Source organism: Nocardiopsis sp. CNZ308 (assembly GCF_004217075.1).
In genome coordinates this window covers 786,307-805,285 of sequence record NZ_SHKJ01000001.1, presented here as the reverse complement: position 1 = coordinate 805,285, position 18,979 = coordinate 786,307, and the positions used below count along the sequence as shown (strand labels likewise).

The 18,979-nt window shown below is 67.1% G+C and carries 10 protein-coding genes and 1 tRNA gene; 7 read left to right on the top strand and 4 right to left on the bottom strand.

Annotated features, from left to right (window positions below; genetic code table 11):
- Positions 1 to 24 precede the first annotated feature (24 nt).
- From EV372_RS03410 to EV372_RS03400, 3 genes are all read left to right on the top strand, one after another.
- On the top strand, positions 25 to 1,503 hold the full coding sequence (locus tag EV372_RS03410; protein ID WP_130394804.1) for a site-specific integrase: 1,479 nt from the start codon (positions 25 to 27) through the stop codon (positions 1,501 to 1,503).
- A gap of 894 nt (positions 1,504 to 2,397) precedes the next feature.
- Positions 2,398 to 5,619, top strand: a complete 3,222-nt coding sequence (locus EV372_RS03405) for an N-6 DNA methylase (protein ID WP_165435956.1) — start codon at positions 2,398 to 2,400, stop codon at positions 5,617 to 5,619.
- 880 nt (positions 5,620 to 6,499) lie between these two features.
- Positions 6,500 to 7,372 (top strand): hypothetical protein, encoded by an 873-nt coding sequence (locus tag EV372_RS03400; RefSeq protein WP_197044355.1) that lies wholly within the window; start codon positions 6,500 to 6,502, stop codon positions 7,370 to 7,372.
- A gap of 657 nt (positions 7,373 to 8,029) precedes the next feature.
- Here EV372_RS03400 and EV372_RS03395 read toward each other — a convergent pair.
- A tRNA-Arg gene (locus EV372_RS03395) sits at positions 8,030 to 8,105 on the bottom strand.
- A gap of 543 nt (positions 8,106 to 8,648) precedes the next feature.
- Here EV372_RS03395 and EV372_RS03390 point away from each other — a divergent pair.
- A complete protein-coding gene (locus EV372_RS03390) occupies positions 8,649 to 9,536 on the top strand; it encodes a cobalamin biosynthesis protein (protein ID WP_130394802.1) in 888 nt (295 codons plus the stop codon).
- Positions 9,537 to 9,675: 139 nt separating this feature from the next.
- On the opposite strand, the gene EV372_RS03385 is transcribed toward EV372_RS03390, so the two are convergent.
- Positions 9,676 to 10,191, bottom strand: a complete 516-nt coding sequence (locus tag EV372_RS03385; protein WP_130394801.1) for a hypothetical protein — start codon at positions 10,189 to 10,191, stop codon at positions 9,676 to 9,678.
- A gap of 497 nt (positions 10,192 to 10,688) precedes the next feature.
- Here EV372_RS03385 and EV372_RS03380 point away from each other — a divergent pair, with 497 nt between their 5' ends.
- The 3 genes from EV372_RS03380 (at position 10,689) to EV372_RS03370 (ending at position 15,351) form a co-directional block, all read left to right on the top strand.
- Positions 10,689 to 13,616 carry a penicillin acylase family protein gene (locus tag EV372_RS03380; protein WP_130394800.1) on the top strand — a complete coding sequence of 976 codons (2,928 nt, stop codon included), beginning with the start codon at positions 10,689 to 10,691 and terminating at the stop codon, positions 13,614 to 13,616.
- Between the two features lie 164 nt (positions 13,617 to 13,780).
- A complete protein-coding gene (locus EV372_RS03375) occupies positions 13,781 to 14,221 on the top strand; it encodes an NfeD family protein (RefSeq protein ID WP_013154452.1) in 441 nt (146 codons plus the stop codon).
- A gap of 44 nt (positions 14,222 to 14,265) precedes the next feature.
- Complete coding sequence (locus EV372_RS03370) at positions 14,266 to 15,351, top strand: SPFH domain-containing protein (RefSeq protein ID WP_130394799.1); 1,086 nt, start codon at positions 14,266 to 14,268, stop codon at positions 15,349 to 15,351.
- 131 nt (positions 15,352 to 15,482) lie between these two features.
- On the opposite strand, the gene EV372_RS03365 is transcribed toward EV372_RS03370, so the two are convergent.
- Together EV372_RS03365 and EV372_RS03360 are read right to left on the bottom strand one after the other, a co-directional pair.
- Positions 15,483 to 16,448, bottom strand: coding sequence for a quinone oxidoreductase family protein (locus EV372_RS03365; RefSeq protein WP_130394798.1), 966 nt, complete (start codon positions 16,446 to 16,448; stop codon positions 15,483 to 15,485).
- A gap of 39 nt (positions 16,449 to 16,487) precedes the next feature.
- The gene (locus tag EV372_RS03360; RefSeq protein ID WP_130394797.1) at positions 16,488 to 18,800 is read right to left on the bottom strand and encodes a serine/threonine protein kinase; all 2,313 of its coding nucleotides are present in this window, start codon (positions 18,798 to 18,800) and stop codon (positions 16,488 to 16,490) included.
- Between the last annotated feature and the right edge of the window lie 179 nt (positions 18,801 to 18,979).

Here is an 18,979-nt window from a genome sequence, read left to right as displayed (position 1 = left end):
AGCGAGACGAAGGTGAGGCCGTGCATGGCCGCGCGTGAGGGGTCCACGTTCAAACGGTGCGGATGCCGCGACGAGAACACCGACAGGGCACTGGGGGCAAGGTGTCCGCAGCTCAAACGCCGGACCGGAGGCTGGAACCCGGCCCATGGGGCGTGGGCGTTCCAGTACGAGCTTCCCCCAACCAGCCAGGGTGGGCGCCGCCAAGCCCGCCGGGTCGGCCTGGCCTCCCAGGAACAAGCCCGTCAAGGGCTGGAGCACGTCAAGGCCTTGATGGGCTTGGCGGAGAAGGATCCCACGGTCGAAGTGCAAATCGCTGACCTGGTCCAGGCGGCGTTGAAGCAACGCCGCCCACTCCCGGACCTGGAAGAGGTGCGCAGGCGGGTCGCGATGGCGGTGGACGTGCGCGCCGAACCACCCACCGTGGAAGTGTGGTTGGGGGAGTGGTTGGCGGGCAAGCCTGACTTGGCCGCGGGAACCCGGGCTTCCTATGCCGGGCACATCCGCACCTACCTCGTCCCGCACCTGGGGCGGCTGCGGGTGGACAAGCTCCAGGCTCGCCATGTCGAAGCGATGTTCGCGGCGATTGAGGAGGCCAATGCTCACATCCTGGAGTGCCGCGAGTCCGACGATGTGAAGGTGCGGGCCTCGGTGCGTGGGCGGCGGGTGATCTCGCTGTCCACCAAGCACCGCATCCGCGCCACTCTCCGGAGCGCGTTGTCCGAAGCCGTCAGGCGTCCGGATCTGCCGGTGTCGGTGAACATCGCCTCGCACGTGCGGCTGCCGTCGTGTCCGAGGAAGCGTCCGCTGGTGTGGACACCGGACCGGGTGCGCCAGTGGAAGAAGGACGGGACCGTGCCGGGGGAGGTGATGGTGTGGACCCCGGAACAGACACGCGCCTTCCTGGTGCACGCGAGGAAGTACCCGTGGCTGTACCCCATGTTCCACCTGATCGCGGTCAAGGGCCTGCGGCGAGGAGAAGCGGTCGGACTGCCCTGGGCCAACACCCGACTGACGGACGGGCAGATCGACATCCGCGTCCAGGTCGTACAACTCGCGTGGGAGACGATCACCTCCACCCCGAAAAGCACGGCCGGGCAGCGCACCATCACCCTGGACGCCGACACCATCAAAGTGCTGCGGGCCTGGAGGAGGTTCCAGAACGAGGCCCGACTCAAGGCCGGGGCGGCGTGGGTGGACAGTGGCCTGGCCTTCACCAAGGAGAATGGCGCAGGCTGGCATCCGGGGCAGGTCAGTGACTGGTTCCTACGCATCGCCAGGGCCGCCGGGTTGCCGCCGATCACGTTGCACGGGCTCCGCCACGGGGCCGCCTCGCTGGCGCTGGCCGCAGGCACGGACGTGAAGATCGTGTCCAGCGAGTTGGGGCACGCGACCACGCACTTCACCCAAGACACCTACCAGTCGGTGTTCCCGGACGTGGCCAAAGCGGCGGCCGAGGCCACCGCCGCGCTGCTGCGCGGCCCGGCTCCGGTGACGGCCGGGTAACCGAACCGGCGAGCACACCCCGAGCCACACGGCGCCACCAACCCCAGGTCAGTCCATGGGTTCACCCTGGCTGGCCTGGGGTTTCCTCATGCCCGGGGCCGGCAACCGATCGGATCAAAGGTCCCCTGGGAGAGCTGCTGGTCTTTAATCAGGTGTTTGACGGAAGTGGGGCAGGGTCCAGGCCGATGGATCAGATTGACTCCCACAGTAATTCAGGGCGCCTTTAAACCGACCACAGATGCGACCTTAGCGTTCGCTCCAACTCGTTCATGTTCTGAAATGCTCGTTGGTTAGAAGAGTCTTCACGCGTGACCGAAGCGTCTCCTTGGTTTCAACGCCCGGGGCTGGGAGGGTATCTGAACGATGGTTAGCCACGGCCGCTTTGTTAAATCATTGCGAAGCCATCCTGCCGGGTGCTCCGAATATTTCCCCAGAACAACAATACCGGCGCTTGGAACTGGTTGTGGACCAGGTTAATGAGCATAGGTAGGTGTTCCTGGGTGTCGGCTCGCACCGGGCGGCGTAGATCAGCCGTACTGTCTTCGAACGTGAGTCCACGCATAGCCACTCGGAGGTGCGTGCCCTCCGGCGATGATGCTGCCGGGTGGTGATCAACGGGCACGGTCTCGCCGTCCCCAGGTACGCCGAAGGGAACCGATCGGTGCAACACCCGGACCCGTCAAAAAAGACCAGGCAGGCGCCCTCAAAGCCGTGATGGTACCCGTTCGCTCGAACATGCCCGTTCCCAGGTCAGGCCCGCCCGTCGTGGAGCCCAATCTCGCACAAATCTTACCCTCAACCTCCTGCCCCTTAGCTGTATCGTGATGCTGATGGACAACCGTGCAGTGGTGCGGGGCGTCCTGAATGCAGTCCCTCCAAGTTGAAAGGCCTCCCTTGAGCGTCACCCCCCACGAACTGATGAAGCATCTGCAATCTGCGGTAGGCGACGGCCCAGAAATGATGTTCGGTTACGGTTTCCATAACATTGTGATCGCTCTGACAGTGCTCAGGCGCATGGACTGTCTAAGGGAATCCGGACTTCTGGCTACCGAAGGGCGATCTGCGGACGCGCCCAACCTCTTTTCTGGTAGCTATGGGGAATCCGCGCAATACGACACGAAATTTTCTTTCCTAAGTCACGTCACCAGCTTCGCGCAAGGGTTTTCCGATGAAGTAACGGATATCATAAAGTCCCTTATTTCCAATTTGCCGTCCTTGCCCTCACAGGAAACGGCAGTGATCCATCATCTACTCGACGCGTTCTCCAGGGTCGACCTAGGCCCGTCCCATTTTACTGACCAAGACATGTCCAGATTCTTCCTGGCCCTTCTTGATCTCCTGTTCGACAAGGGTCCTTACTCGACTGCCGAGCACACCTTTTCTGGTCTGTCAGCTCTGGTCTCTTCATTACTCGTCGAAGCGGATCTCACTCCACCGCGTCTGAAAGGCTCTGTGAGCGTCTACGATCCTGTCGGTGGAACAGGCGCGCTGCTTGCCGCTGTCGAGGAGCGGCTGTCTGCAACGCCAAACTGGCAAGAGGTCAGGGTCTCCGGCCAGGATATTTACTCCAATGCTCTCGCAGTGAGTCGCGCTTGGGCGCTGTTGACAAACAAAGATCCGAGTTCCTTCCGAGTTGGTAGTTCACTCACCGATCCCCAGCACCGAAGTATGCGCTTCGACTATCTGGTTTCCTCTCCCCTCGGTTTCCCTCGCTTTCAGATCCAAGAAGCGAATAGCATCATTCAAGAGGCTAAACAGGGACCGAAGGGGCGTTTTCCCGCAGGAGTGCCTAAGGGAAACATGGCCTCGTTCCTGTTCCTCCAACACATGGTTGCGCACATGCGAGCTCCGTCAGATGGTGGGGCCCGCATGGCGATCGTTCTTCCGGCGAACCACACGACTATCGGGGATGCGGGATCCGCGGAATCGAAGGTACGTCAATGGCTCCTGGACGAAGACCTGCTGGAGGGGATCATCGCTCTTCCTCCGGGGTTCCTCTCGTACACCATGATTTCTGTTCATATCTGGCTGTTGAGTAACCGAAAGGACAGCAAGGCCCGGGGAGAGATCGTCTTCCTTGACGCACGTGACGGCCCTATAGCGGAGTCCCATGTATCAGAGAAAAGGAGAAAGGATCCGACAGTGCAACAGGTCCGTGCAATTACCGACCTGTACCGGGCCTGCCTCACCGCACCCGAGGGGAGAGTAGCAAACGAACATGGCAGAGCCCACCGCGTACCCAACTCCACCTGTCGTTATCGAACCCTGGTGTTCCAGAGCGCGCTCAGGCAACGGTTCGCCGTCACTGACAGCAGCATCGAGGACATGGAACGAACGAAACCGGTTCAAAAATACCCTCTGAAGGATGCCCTGGTCGCCGCACTCAAACGATCAGTCGGAGTCAGTTGGAACACCCGTGCGGAGTTCGAGCGGGATCTCGCGAAATCACTCAAGAAAATCAATGCGCCAACACCCCTTCCCCCAGCGGTGTTGAATTCTGTTATCAAGTCTGCTGCGGTTACTTGCAATTCCGGGGAGGTCCAACTGAACGACATCGGGTCTCCCCGTCCCGACCCTGCGCTAACCATCAAAGAGAAAGTTCCGTTGGAAACGGATGTCGATTCCTATCTGCGGAAACGAATCCACCCTCATTTCCCGGGAGCCTGGTACGATCCGGCTTCTCTCAAGGAAGGTTGCGAATTTCCAGAAGAAATTTTTCTTCGAGGATCTCGGCCAAGGGAATTTAGCACGCTGGCGCAAGTAGCACGTAAGATAACCCCCAAGCGGCTTTCCCAGTCCGACCTAAAGCGCTTACCTCTGCTGGACTCGACCAGTCTCATGACAGTTTCCACGTCATCCGAACTTAACGGATCTAGTAACGTTGAGGCGTCCAAAAAACGGTGGGCCTCATGCAGAGACGGCGACGTGGTGGGGCTCGGCAAGAACTGGCGTCTCCTGCCCGTGGGCTTCGGGGAGGCTCTGACCCAGTTGGAGGTCTTCCGCCCCCATCAAGACGGCATTGGCGAGGCACTCTGTGAATGGCTCCGGTGCCAAGACCTGAATGCTTCGGGAACTCGGGGCCGACCGACACTGGGGCTGGCAGTTCCGGCTGAAATTATTCGAGACGCCTATTTCAATGACTCACTTAGTGATCTCCAAAAAGGCAGAGAAGCGCTAGCCAAGGTCGCTCAGGACATGTATCCTAACGTCTTTGAGTACACCCAGGGGTTTCCAGAGAAAGCCCTTTTGGTAGCGCGTCATGCCTCGGCAAGGGCACGTCTGATAACACGGCTAACCGAACCCCTCGAAGACCCAATATGGCGCGCTGAATGGGGTTACCCGTACCCGATCGCGACCTTGGCCCGCCAGGTGCGAGTTAGCCACGCCTCTCTTGAGCGGAGGAAGGATGCCCTACTCAAACTGGGTGAAAGTGTGGCCCGCACCCTAGGTATTATGACGGCGGCGGTCCTGAACTCGAGCACGAGCACTGGCATCCCAGCGGAGGTGCATGATCAGTTCAGTAAGATGCGTGGTGCCACTTTCGGGACCTGGACGCACCTGCTCAAACAACTGGGGGAATCTGATCAAGACGCGGAGTCGTTGCTCCCTGGGCTGAGCGCGGACCCTTCGGGTGGAGGGACTCTGGATTTGTTGAGGCAGATTCAGGGCCAGAGAAACACATTCGGGCACGCACACGGTGTAAGCGCCCAGCACGAACTGGAGGAGGAGGTTGCGACTCTGGAACCGCTGATCATTCGCCTTCTCGACTCGGCGTCTTGGCTCTCCGACCTGTCGTGGAACTGGGTCGAGAGGTGTGAGTACACAGGAACAGAACACAGACTCGTGGGACGAAGCTTGCGAGGTGCTCACCCCGAGTGGGAACCCTTCGAGAAATCACCGAGCGGCCTCCTGCACCCAGACCGTATGTACGTACAGCACCGAAGCGTTAGCAGGCCCTTGGCTCTATGGCCTTTTGCGACTGTGGAGGTCTGTCCGACCTGCCGACAGCTCGAACTCTTTCTTCTCAATGCTGTGGGAAAGCAAAATGGTGACCGCATACCTTTGACGCTCCGCAGTGGGAAGGATCACGAAATCGAGCGGACAATTCCCGCCTAGGCGGTATTTGGTGAGGGTTCACGAAGGCCGAGGACCGCTTGCACGTTGCTATGGGTTGTCGACCAGACAGAACCTTGAAGGTAGTGCCTAATATGTGGGAGGTCCCGGTTTATTTCGAGCATATGACCGTCTGTGGCTGTTTTAAATTCGGGGTCAGGTGGTGTCGGTATTGGTGGCAGTCTTGCGACGATGCCTGCTAAGCTTCATGCATGATAATGAAGCTCTTTTAGGAGCGGTTCTGGCCAAAGAGCTTGCTTCAGGAAATCCGTTGTACTCGCAGTCTGCCATGCCCGTCTCTACCCTGTCGGCACCGTCAAGTTTGAAATATGGCGGGTACGCTTGCGGCGTCGGGCCGTGAGCACGTCCGGGTGGCGAACATTGACTTTGTGCCACCTTGAGTAGGCTTGCAGTGCCCGGGTCTGCGCTACGTCCCACTGTGTCCTCCTTGGGGTCACATGGTCCCAGGATCCAGAAATACGGCTCCGAAAAACGCAGGACACACCAGCCTTCAATAAAACCATAACGAAACCCTGGTGATAGGGGTTAAGGTCCGAGTCCGGTTGCAGGAAAACCGGTCAGATGATCTCCGGAAAGGTCGGTGATGACCGAGGTGACCACATCTTGGTCAACTTCATCGGTGAGCCAGAGCCGTGCCCACGCCAACTCGGAGGGCAAGGCGTGCGGGCAGCAGACGAGCGCCAGCGCACCACTCACAGCCTGGATCGAATCACCCAGGTCAAACGGAGAGACGCTGGGCGGACTGATTTGGAGGTGTTATTCGCCCAGGAGTATGGCCGAGAGGCTGCTCGGCGGTCGAAGGTTCCGCAGCGGTACCTGCTCTGCGTAACCTAGCTATGCCGGATGTACGCACTATGAGGTAATGGTTGACATGGATCTCAACTCGCTGCGCAAGCTCATAGAAGGTCAGCTCCTCCGCATGGAGGGCAACGCCTTTCAGGACTGTATGGATCGACTCGGCCTGGAGTTGTACCCCGGTGACTACCAACCGGTGCGTGCTGCCGGTCCGAGGGGTGATACCAAAAACGATGGATACTGTCCGAAAGCTCGGATATTTTTCGCCGCTCATGCGACGCGTGGTGAGCGAATCGATAAAACCAAGGCGAAGATTTTTGGTGACTTGGAGGGTTGCCTCCAGGGGCACCGTGACGTAAAGGTATGGCGCTTCCTAACCAACGACACGTTGCCTGGTGATGTCGACCAGTTCATTGACAATGAGCTTCGCCCTCGGTTCCGAGGCGTCGTCATTGAGGTGTGGGATCTCAAAACGCTTGCAAATAGGATCAGTAAACTCAAGCGAGAGCAGGTGGACAGGATCATCGACGTCATCTCGAGGGAAAACCCTGAGCTTGGGGTCGTACAGCTCAGCTATATGAAGACAGGCCGTGACCTCTGGCCGATCCTTTCCAACTGCCATGGATGGCTAGACACCATCGAGCCAGACGACTGCACTGACGACGAGCAGGATCTCATAGATGAGGCGGTTCAGTCCTTCCGGGACTGGAGCGACATCTCACTTGACGTCGAGGACTCTCGCGCCGGAGTTCGTGATGCCCAACGCAGTATCACCGCCAGCCTCGAAGATTTGAAACATGAAGGGCTCGCGCTTCTCGCCGGAACGAAGGAAAACCAGCCTTTTGCCGGAGGTGCGTTCTTGGGAAGTGCGGCGGTATTCAAGATCGTTCGGATGGCTGCTGGAATGGGAAAACCTAGGCACCATCAGCAACCGAGTTAGAGATCGCCTCATGGGGCGTGGCGAGGACTTGGTGGCCGTCGTCTAATGCTCCATTTGTAGTTCCGGTTTGTCATGATTCCCGGATTTCTTGTCTGCGGTAGTGGCATGCGCGGGATCGCGTCTGGTAGACGCGTCTGAACACCGACCAGGCCAACACGCGCTTCACACCCGGCGGGCAAACGAACAGAGTGTGCAGTAGGCGGGCGATCTCGTTGCAGGGCAACGCCATCGGTTCTTTCAGGGCTGGGTGGTTGCGGTTTTACCGCAGGCGGCACACGGCTGTGAACGCGTAGGCGACTATTGCTAGCAGGCTCCACCGGTGCTAGAAGGTTCACGTGTGTTTCATCCCGGGTCTATTAGAGGCTCTGCTGGGTAAGGGGTTTGGGCTGTAACGGCCGTATGTGACCTGTCGGGCGATGCGGCGTACATGCCAGCCAGGGTGGGGTCGTTGGCGCGGCTGCGGGGCGCTGGTGGGCGGACACGGGGCCGCCTCGGCCCGGGCCCGCAGGGTCAACGGCAGGCAAAGTGCTCCGCGAGGTGGGCGCCCACCTGTACTGGACCCTGCACTGCGGAGCACACGGGGAGCATGTCAGGCCCCGATCCGGGCCTGGCGCCTCGTCTGTTCGACTCGCGCACCCCGTCTGACCTGGGGTTTTGTGGCGCACCCGGCAGGATTCGAACCTGCGACCATCGGATTAGAAGTCCGGTGCTCTATCCACTGAGCTACGGGTGCTCGATTCAATTGTGGCCCGCCATGGCAGGTCGTGATCACGCTGTGACACGTGGTCGCGGGAGGGTGTTGCGTGCCGGAGGCGGGGCGGGGGCCGGTCGGCGGGCCTGTGGCCGGAAGGGCCCGTGCCGTGGTGCCGGTGGCGTCCCGGGCAGACATTCTAGGGTATTCGTCCGATGTCGCCCACAGTCGGGCAAAGCCTCATCAACTACGGTGATTCGTAGTTGCCTCTCGTTACCACGCGCGCTCCACCAAACCGGTCGCTATGGGCCTCGCGCACCACGTTACCGGTGATTAACTCCTGGTGCGGTGCTGTACCCCGGGCGTTTCGCGAAGTCCCGGTGCCCAAAGTGGGACGGGGAGTCAGAACATCCACCACTGACCTGCGGAAACCAACAGCGCGGCCAGCGCGGTCAGCATGCGGGGGCTCCTTGCGGTCAGCCGCTTATTGCTCTTTGTGTATGTGTTATTACTCAGAGGGACAAACATGGTTTGCCGTGGTTTGGGAGTTGCGAGGGACTTCCTTGACGCGGCTAACGTGGTCGGGTGCGATCTCTGGGACTGGTGGCGGGCTTCCTGCTCGACAAGGCGGTGCCCGACCCGCGTAGGGGGCATCCGGTCGCCCTGTACGGGCGTGCCGCGGGATGGTGGGAGCGACGCGTCTACGGGGACTCGCGGGCGCGCGGGGTCCTGTTCGCGGCCGGGGCCGTGCTCCCGGTGGTGGCCGCGGGTTCCGTGGTGCGGGGCGGCGCGGCGACGGCGGCCACGACGTGGGCCGTGCTCGGCGGCAGCATGCTGTGCCGGGAGGCCGAGCGGATCGCCGGGGCCCTGGAGGAGGGCGACCTCGCGCGGGCGCGGGAACTCCTGCCGAACCTGTGCGGCAGGGACCCCTCCGGGCTCGACGAGGCGGGGGTCGCCCGGGCGGTGGTCGAGTCGGTCGCGGAGAACACCTCCGACGCCGTGGTCGGCCCCCTGGTCTGGGGAGCCCTGGGCGGGGTCGCGGGCCTGGCGGGTTTCCGCGCCGTCAACACCCTCGACGCCATGGTCGGCCACCGCGACGAGCGCTACGAACGGTTCGGATCCGCCTCGGCGCGGCTGGACGACCTCGCCGGGTGGGGCCCGGCCCGGCTGACCGCGCTCCTGGCGGTCCTGGCCGCGCCCGTGGTCGGCGGCGACGTGCGCGGGGCGTGGCGCGTGTGGCGGCGCGACGGCGACCGGCACCCCAGCCCGAACGCCGGGCAGTGCGAGGCCGCGTTCGCGGGAGCGCTCGGCAGGACCCTGGGCGGCGCCAACGTCTACGGGGGTCGCGAGGAGCGCCGCCCGGCGATGGGCGACGGGCCCGGGGCCGGGGTCGACGACATCCGCCGGGCGGTCCGCCTCGCCCGGGCCGTCCACCTCGGGGCCCTGGCCGTGGCCGCGGCGGTGGCCCGGTGACGCGTGCCGCGGGCCTCGGTGAACACCCGGGGCGGGGCTCCGGCGCGGCCGGCAGAGCCCCGGACCCCGGGACCGCGGGCGCCGGCCCCGGAAGCGGACGGCCGTCCGGTCCCGGGGCGGCGCCGGGCGCGGGCCCGACTCAGGTCAGGTTGCGCGCGTAGTTCACCTGCTGGTGGATCTGGCCGACCATGCCCGGGTGGGTCACCATGATCGTCGTGCTGTAGTGCCTGTCGTGCCCCTGGACGGTGACCTGCACGTGCCCGGTGGTCCTCTGCTCCTTGACCAGGAGGAAGAGCAGTCCGAGCAGACAGGTCCACCAGAAGACCAGGATGGCCACGATGATCGCCCAGGTGGGCGTGTTCCGTTCGGTGCGGCTCATGTCGTTCACCGTCCACACCGTTCCCCTGATCGGGAAGCGCCCGACGGGGGTGATCACGGTGTGCCGGGAGAACGCGATCTCGCCGATGGTGCCGAGGGGGACGTCCCCCTCGGGCTGGGGTTGGGGGGCGGCGGGCTGGTAGCCCCCGGTGGGGGAGCCGTAGGGCTCCAGGGCCCCGCCGTTGTGCTGCTGCGGGGGAAGGCCCCAGCCGGGGGTCTCACCGTGGGGCTCGTGCCACCACGGTTCCCCCGGGCGGGAGTTGGGGTACTCGCTCATGCCGCGATTGTGTCAAAGGGCGGGGAGGCCCAACACCACTTCCCCGGTACCGGCACCGACCCGCCCGTCTGTCCGCCTGCCCGATAGCGCCTGCCCCGTCCCGCATGCCCCCCTGCCCGGTCCCGCCTGTGCGGTCCCGTTTCCCGGGCCCCTCCCCGCTGACGCCGCCCCTTCCCCCGGCCCCTTCCAGCCGTACCGCCCCGCCTCCAGGGCCGTACCGCCCTGCCTCCAGGGCCGTTCCGACCGTGCCCACGGCCCCGCGGGGGCCGCGGCCGGGGGCCGTGGCCGGATGTGGCCACGCCCCGGCCCCCGTACCGGGCGTTTTCCCGTCCGCGCCCCGGAATCCGGGCTGCTTGTGGCGCGGGTCACCCCAAACCCGCCGGTTCTCTGGTACGGGGTTCCTCTGGCCCGTCCAAATGTGAATCTCTTTCGCGATTTCCCTAACCGTGCGTAGCATGCGCTCACCCATCGCCCGCACCCCCAGGTGGTGACAGCTCTTGTTCCCCTCGTTCAGACGACGGCTACGCACCGGCGCCTCGGGTACCGCCCTGGCGGTGGCCGCGGCCACGCTCGCAGCCCTGCCCGCCGCCCCCCAGGCCCTCGCCGAACCGGAACCCGACTACTGCGCGCCCGGGGGATGCAACGACATCCTTCCCCCCGGCCAGAACGGCAGCGCCACGCTCGTCGAGATCCTCGGCCACCAGGTCTTCGGCACCCGGCCGCGGCACTCCTCCAGCCAGCTGGACATGTACGACAACCTCGTCCACCACTACGACGGCCTCACCGAGGAGGGGTTGGACGACTTCTTCCTCGACGCCGGCTTCGGGGTCGACTCCGACGACGTGGGGCGCCGGTACCAGCCGCGCGACGACGTCACCATCACCCGCGACGCCGACCACGGCATCCCGCACGTGGAGGGCACCACCCGCGAGGGCACCATGTTCGGCGCCGGGTACGCCGCTGCCGAGGACCGCCTCTTCCTCATGGACGTGCTGCGCCGGGTCGGCCGCGGCGAACTCACCTCCTTCGCCGGAGGCGCCGAGGGCAACCGCGGGCTGGAACAGGACCTGTGGCGCAGCGCCCCCTACACCGAGGAGGACAAGCAGGCGCAGATCGACCGGGTCGCGGCCGCCGGAGAGCGCGGTGAACAGGCCCTCGCCGACGTCGACGCCTACCTGGAGGGCGTCAACGCCTACATCGAGGAGGCCGACGGCGACCGCGACTTCCCCGGAGAGTACGTCCTGACCGGGCACAAGGACGCCATCACCAACGCCGGGGAGATCGAGCCCTTCACCCCCACCGACGTCGTCGGCATCGCCGCCATGGTGGGCGGCATCTTCGGCGGCGGTGGCGGCGGCGAGGTCCAGGCGGCCGTCGTGCTCGCCAACTTCCGGGACCGCTACGGAGCCGAGGAGGGCGCGGAGCTCTACCGCGCCTGGCGGATGGAGAACGACCCCGAGGCCGTGGTCAGCGTCGAGGGCGAGTTCCCCTACGGCGGCACCCCCGAGGACCCGGTCGGCGAGGCCGTGCCCGACCCCGGCTCCGTGGAGCCCTACGACATCGTCCACGACGAGCACGGTTCCGCGCTCAGCGGCGAGACCGCCGAGCAGCCCGCCCCGCTGGCGAGCACGGTGGGGGAGCCCGAGGAGGGAGCCGAGGCGCCCGCCGTCGAGGACCTGCCCCAGGAGCAGCGCGACGAGCTGGAGCGGATGATCGAGGAGGAGGACCTGTCCGCGGTGGAGGGCGTGTTCAACGACGGCGTCCTGCCCGAGGGCTTCACCGACCCCCGCGGCATGTCCAACGCCCTGCTCGTCTCGGGCGAGCACACCGCGAGCGGCAACCCCGTCGCCGTGATGGGCCCCCAGACCGGCTACTTCTCCCCGCAGCTGCTCATGCTCCAGGAACTCCAGGGGCCGGGTATCAGCGCGCGTGGCGCGTCCTTCGCGGGCGTCAGCTTCTACGTCCAGATGGGGCGCGGCGTCGACTACGCCTGGAGCGCCACCTCGGCGGGCCAGGACGTCACCGACACCTTCGCCGTCCAACTGTGCGAGACCGACGGGTCCGCGCCCACCACCGGGTCGCGCGCCTACGTGGACACCGCCGGAGACTGCGTGCCCTTCGAGGAGCTGAGCGTCACCAACGAGTGGTCGCCCACCATCGCCGACGGCACGCCGGCGGGCGGCTACATGCTGACCTCCCTGCGTTCGGAGTTCGGCCTGGTGCACTCCTTCGCGACCGTGGACGGCGAGCCCGTCGCGTTCACGACGCGGCGCTCCACCTACATGCGCGAGGTCGACTCCATCATCGGCTTCCAGCGCTTCAACGACCCCGGAGAGGTCACCTCGGCGCAGACCTTCACGGACGCGGCCGAGGACATCGGCTACGCCTTCAACTGGCACTACGTCGACGACGAGGACATCGCCTTCGTCAACTCCGGGGCCAACCCGGTCCGGACCGAGGGCACCAACCCCAACCTGCCCGTGGACGCCTACTCCGACGCGGGCTGGTCCGGCTGGGACCCCGCCACCAACGGCGCCGACTACCACCCGCAGGAGGACCACCCGCAGGCGGTCAACCCCGACTACATCGTCAACTGGAACAACAAGCCCGCCCAGGGCTACACCTCGGGCTGGGCCACCGGACCGGTGCACCGCGGCGACCTCATCGACGGCCGCGTCTCCGCGCTGGTCGCCGACGGGCACGAGTTCACCACCGCCAGCCTGACCCAGGTGATGATGGAGGCCGGGGTCGCCGACCTGCGCGCCCAGGAGGTCCTCCCCCTCCTGCTGGAGGTGATCGGCACCGAGGCCGTGGACGACCCCGAACTGGCCGCGGTCGTGGAGGAGCTGCGGCTCTGGCAGGAGTCCGGATCCCTGCGCCGCGAGCCCTTCCGCGACGCCGGGTACTACTCCCACGCCGACGCCGTCCGCACGCTGGACGCCTGGTGGCCGCTGCTGGTCCGGGCCCAGTTCGAACCGGGTCTGGGCGAGGACCTCTACACCCAGCTCACCAGGGCCGTGCAGACCGACGAGTCGCCCTCGGGCTCCATCGGAGGAGGCGAGCCCGGAAGCGTCAACCAGTCGCAGCCCCACCGGGGCTCGGCGTTCCAGTACGGCTGGTGGTCCTACGTGGACAAGGACCTGCGCACGGTGCTCGGACAGGAGGTGGAGGGCGGACTGGGTGAGGCCTACTGCGGTGGCGGCGACCCCGACGCCTGCCGTACGGTGCTGCTGGACACCCTGGCCCAGGCCGCGGACACCCCCGCGGCGGAGGTCTACCCCGGCGACGAGCACTGCGACCCGGGCGACCAGCTGTGCGCGGACACGGTGATCCACCAGGCGGTCGGCGGCATCAACATGTGGCCGATCGCGTGGCAGAACCGGCCCACGTACCAGCTCGTCTACCAGTTCTCCGGCGGACGGTAGGACGGGCGGAGCGGACGCGGCCCGCGGTGGCCCCGAGCGGGTGCCAGCGGGGGCCGCGTCCGTGTGTCACGGCAGGGGAACACTGGAGCCGGATCGCGTGCTTCGCCGGGTCCGTATGGGTAGCGTAAGGAATACCCGAACATGAGCGGGAGGGCCGCAGCAACATGGACGCCTGGTTGATCTGGCTCATCCTCGCCGTGGGCCTGGGGGTCGTCGAGGTCTTCACCCTCACGTTCGTACTCGGCCTCCTGGCGGTCGCGGCGCTGGTCGCCGCCCTCCTCGGCGCCATCGGCCTTCCGGTGGCCGCGCAGATCATCGGGTTCACCGCCACCGCGGCGGCCGGGATCTACCTCGTGCGGCCGATCATGCGGCGCCAGCTCAGGGGCGGCCCCGTCGTCAGGTCGGGCGCCCAGGCGCTCGTCGGACGCTCCGCGGTCGTCCTCCAGGAGGTCGGCGCCGACCGGGGCAGGATCAAGCTCTCCGGGGAGGAGTGGTCCGCGCGCTGCATCGACGAGGACCTCGTCATCCCGGTGGGCACACGCGTCGACGTCATGGAGATCGACGGGGCCACAGCCGTGGTCTACCCGCGCGAAGCACTGCCCTGAACCCCGACACAGCCACGTCCCCGACCTAGGCCAGGTGCCAGCACATGGAACCCACCATCGCCCTCATCATCCTCGCGGTCGTCGTCGTGGCCGTCGCCCTGTCGGCGATCCGCATCGTCCCACAGGCCAGGGCGTACAACATCGAGCGCTTCGGCCGCTACATCCGCACCCTGAACCCCGGCCTGAACTTCCTCATCCCGGGCGTGGACCGCGTCAACTCCAAGTTCGACCTGCGCGAGCAGGTGTTCACCTCGCGCCCGCAGCCCGTGATCACCGAGGACAACCTGGTCGTCAACATCGACACCGTGCTGTACTACCAGGTCACCGATCCCAGGGCCGCGGCCTACGAGGTCGCCAACTACATCCAGGCCATCGACCAGCTCACCGTCACCACGCTGCGCAACGTCATCGGCTCCATGGACCTGGAGAAGACCCTCACCTCCCGCGAGGAGATCAACACCCGCCTGCGCGGGGTCCTGGACGAGACCACCGGCAAGTGGGGCATCCGCGTCAACCGCGTGGAGATCAAGGCCATCGACCCGCCGCCCACCATCAAGGAGGCGATGGAGAAGCAGATGCGGGCCGACCGCGACAAGCGTGCGGCCATCCTCCACGCCGAGGGTGAGCGCCAGTCGCGCATCCTCAAGGCGGAGGGCGCCCGCCAGCAGGCCATCCTGGAGGCCCAGGGCGACCAGCAGGCGGCCATCCTGCGGGCCGACGGCGAGGCCAAGGCGATCGAGCGCGTGTTCCAGGCGGTGCACGCCAACAACGCCGACGCCAAGGTGCTCGCCTACAAGTACCTGGAGACCCTGCCGTCCCTGGCCGAGGGCGACGGCAACACCTTCTGGGTGATCCCGGGCGAGCTCACCGAGGCGGTCAAGAACGTCAGCCACGCCTTCGCGGGCAACGCCCCGACGGTTCCCTCCACGGAGAAGGAGGACGAGAAGGCCGAGCCCCGGGGACCCGCGCAGCTCACGGCGCCCGATCCCACCCGGTCCTCCTCGGCGCAGGCGGCCGTGGACGCGGCCGAGGCCGCCGAACGCGCGGTGGCCGACGCCCGCGACGACGTCCGGCGGGCCGGGTCGGCCCTCGGCGGCTCCCGGCCGCCCGGGCCGCGCGAGGAGGACTAGGGTCCGTCCGCGAGGACGGGGAGAGAGCGCACGGTCGCGTGCGAAGAACCGGATGACCGGTCCGTCCGTGAGGGCGGGGGAGAGGTGACACCTTCCCCCGCCCGCCTGTGCGCGGCCCGCGACCACCCGGCTCAGACCAGCAGGAGCTTGCCGGTGGTCCGGCGCGAGGCCAGGTCGCTCTGGGCCCGTCCCGCGTCGGACAGCGGGTAGCGTCCGCCGATCCGCACGTCCAGACGGCCCTCGCCCACCAGCGCGAACAGGTCGCCGGCGCGGCCCAGGAGCTCCTCGCGGTCGGCCACGAAGTAGGCCAGCGAGGGCCTGGTCAGGTACACCGAACCGGCGGAGTTGAGCCGCTGCGGGTCCACCGGGGCCACCTCTCCCGAGGACTGCCCGAACAGCGCCAGCACGCCGCGCGGGCGCAGCGACGCCAGGCTGGCGTCGAAGGTGTCCCGGCCGACCCCGTCGTAGACCGCGACCACCCCCTCGCCGCCGGTGAGGTCGCGCACCGCCTCGGCCACGGGGGTCTCGGTGTAGCGCACCACCTCGTCCGCGCCCGCCTCACGGGCGATGCGCTCCTTCTCCTCGGTGGACACGGTGCCGATGACGCGCGCGCCGCGCTCCTTGGCCAGCTGGGTGACCAGCAGGCCGGTGCCGCCCGCGGCCGCGTGCACCAGCACGGTGTCGCCCTCGGCCACCGGGTACACCGAGCGGACCAGGTAGTGGGCGGTCATGCCCTGGAGCAGCAGGGCGGCGGCCTGCTCGGCGGAGACCGCGTCGGGGACGGGGACGACCAGCGAGGCCTTGACCACGGCCCGTTCGGCGTACGCGCCGGGGGCCATCGCCCAGCCGACCCGCTGCCCCACGGACAGGTCGGTGACGCCCTCGCCGACGGCGGCCACCACGCCCGCGCCCTCCATCCCCGGGACGTAGGGGAGCGGGACGTCGTACAGGCCGCTGCGCTGGTAGATGTCGATGAAGTTGACCCCGCGGGCCTCGACGTCGATCAGGACCTCCCCGGGACCGGGCGCCGGGTCGTCCCTCTCGGCCAGCCGCAGCACCTCGGGCCCGCCGTTCTCCTCGATCACGATGGCACGCATGGGTCCACTGCTCCTTCCGGGTCGGTTCCCGGCATCATGTCAGCTCGGATCCGGAAGAGGCCACGGAGGGCTGGCCGACTGGTCCTCCTCGAGGATCTCGTGGACCGAGAAGGCGGTGTACAGCACGCCCAGGAAGTCGTTGCCCGGTCCGGAGCGGGTGACGATGCCGACCCTGCGGCGGTCCTCCACGGCCTCGGCGTCGTCGGGGAGTGGCTCCTCGTCCACAGCGGTCACGGCGTGCTCCCCGTTGACCCACAGGGAGATCTCCATGACCTCGTCGCCCTCCCCGTCCTCCTGCAGGGCGCAGGAGAGGGTGACGGTGTTGGTGGGGATGTCCTCGTGGTCGAACCCGAGGGGATCGCGCTCCTCGTAGCCGTACTCCTCGCGCACCGCATCGTCGAAGAGGGGCTGGGGGGTGTATCCGGCGACGTCGGTGGTCTCGCCGAGGGTGATGTCGCCCTCGCCCTCGTGCATCCGGCGGATCTCCGCGCGCTGGCCGTCGTAGCGCAGCAGCCCCTCGTACTGGCTCCGGTACTCCTCGCCGTCGTTGTCCCAGCAGCGCACGCCGAACGTCGCCTGTTCCGGGCCCTGGACCACGTACGCGGTGGTGCTCACCAGGACGTCGTCCGGCAGGACCTCCTCGCGGTCCAGCGATACGACCTCGCCCCGGCTGGGGCTGTCCTCGGGGTCGAGCTGGAGCAGGACGCCCCTGCGCTCGGCCCAGTAGCCGTCGGAGTCCTCGTGCTCGTAGGTCCTGCTGACCCAGCCCGGATCGGTGGTGAAATCGGTGTTGTAGACGGAGACGGTGTTCTCCGGGATCTCCGGGCCCCCGTTGAGCAGGACCGCCGTGCCCGCCGCGGCCACCAGCACGACCGCGCCCGCGGCCGCGCCGACCACCACCAGGCGCCTGCGCCCGCGCGGGGAGCCGCCGGACCGTCCGGGAGGCAGGCCCGCCCCGCCGGGGCCGCCCGGTCCGGAGGGGTTTCCCGGGCCTCCGGGGCCGGAGTAGGCGTTGAAGGCGGGCTGGCCCTGGGACGAGGCCGCGTAACCGCCGTGCGCCTGGTGCGTCCAGGGGGCCTGACCGCCGGAGCTGGCGTAGTGGCCGGGGACCTGCTGGCCGTGGACCGGAGGCTGGCCCTGGGACGGGTACCCGCCGAGCCCCCTGCCCGGCTGCGGGCCCGGGGGCTGCGGACCCGGGCCGCCGTGGTGCCGCTCCACGCCGGGCTGCTGAACCACGTGGGGCTGTCCCGGGCGCTGGACGCGGGTGGGCGGCGCGTACGGGCTGTACTGCGCGGCCTGCGTGTGGAGGGGCTGGCCGCCGTCCGGGAGCGCGGCGCCCTGCTGCGGCCCGCTGTCCGGGTGCCGCGCGTCCACCTGCTGCGGTCCGCTCGGCGTCTGGTGCGCCGCGGGCCCGCTCTCCTGGGCCCCGGTGTCCTGGGGCGGCTGCCCCGGGACCGGGGAACTGCTCGGCGGGGCCCACGAGGTGCTGATCGTGCGCTCCACCTCGGCCTCCTGCGGGTCCTCCTGGCCGGTCAGCCGCGCCAGGAGCTGCTTGGAGGTGGGCCGGTTGGCCGGGTTCTTGTCCAGCGCCGCGTTGACCAGGTCGTACAGGTCCGGGTCCAGGCCGTCCAGGCGCGGCGGCGCCGAGGAGATGTTGTGCAGGACGGCGGGCACCGTGGCGGCGTCGAAGGGGGCGGTGCCGGTACCGGCGAAGGCCACCAGGCAGCCCCACGCGAAGATGTCGGCGGCCGCGGTGGCCCGCTCGCCCAGGATCAGCTCCGGAGCCATGTACGAGGGGGTGCCCATGAGCTGGCTGGAGCGGGTGACCGCGTCCGCCGCCTCGTCCAGGGCGCGGGCGATGCCGAAGTCGATGACCTTCGGGCCGACCGGGGAGAGCAGTACGTTCGCGGGCTTGAGGTCGCGGTGGACCACGCCGGAGCCGTGGATGGCGGTGAGCGCCGCGGCCACGCCCATGGCCAGGCCCTCCAGGGTGCCGCCCGTCATCGGGCCGTCCGCCCGGACCGCCTCGTCCAGGTTCGGGCCCGGCACGTACTCGGAGACGATGAAGAGGGGATCGCCCTCCAGGCGGGCGCCGATCACCCCCGCGGTGGAGAAGCGGGCCACGCGGCGCGCGGACTCGACCTCGCGTGCGAAGCGCAGCCGGAAGGACTCGTCGTCAGCCAGGTCGGGGTGGATGAGTTTGACTGCGACGGGTCGGTCGGAGGCGTCCCTGGCGAGGTAGACGGTGCCCATGCCGCCCCGGCCGAGACGGCTCACGATGCGGTAACCGTCGAGTTCGCGCGGGTCCCCCGCGCGCAGGGTTTTGCCGCTCTGGTGCCCGTTCGACGTCACAGTTGGGGGTCCTCGTATGAATCGTGGAGTTCGCGCTCACAGCGTACCGATGCCGTCACGCTGGTGTGCTCTGGACTGACTGTGCCCTCGGCTTCCGCGGACGCGGTGCCCGGGTCCGGGGGCGGGGTGTTCGAAAGCGGCGCGCGGACGCGCCGTGTCAGTCGTGGGGATGCCCCTCG

Bases quoted from the DNA above. Each gene is read 5' to 3' on its own strand.
- EV372_RS03375 (WP_013154452.1), top strand. From the start codon at position 13,781: ATGGACGCCTGGTTGATCTGGCTCATCCTCGCCGTGGGCCTGGGGGTC.
- EV372_RS03400 (WP_197044355.1), top strand. From the start codon at position 6,500: ATGGTTGACATGGATCTCAACTCGCTGCGCAAGCTCATAGAAGGTCAG.
- EV372_RS03365 (WP_130394798.1), bottom strand. From the start codon at position 16,448: ATGCGTGCCATCGTGATCGAGGAGAACGGCGGGCCCGAGGTGCTGCGG.
- EV372_RS03385 (WP_130394801.1), bottom strand. From the start codon at position 10,191: ATGAGCGAGTACCCCAACTCCCGCCCGGGGGAACCGTGGTGGCACGAG.
- EV372_RS03410 (WP_130394804.1), top strand. From the start codon at position 25: ATGGCCGCGCGTGAGGGGTCCACGTTCAAACGGTGCGGATGCCGCGAC.
- EV372_RS03370 (WP_130394799.1), top strand. From the start codon at position 14,266: ATGGAACCCACCATCGCCCTCATCATCCTCGCGGTCGTCGTCGTGGCC.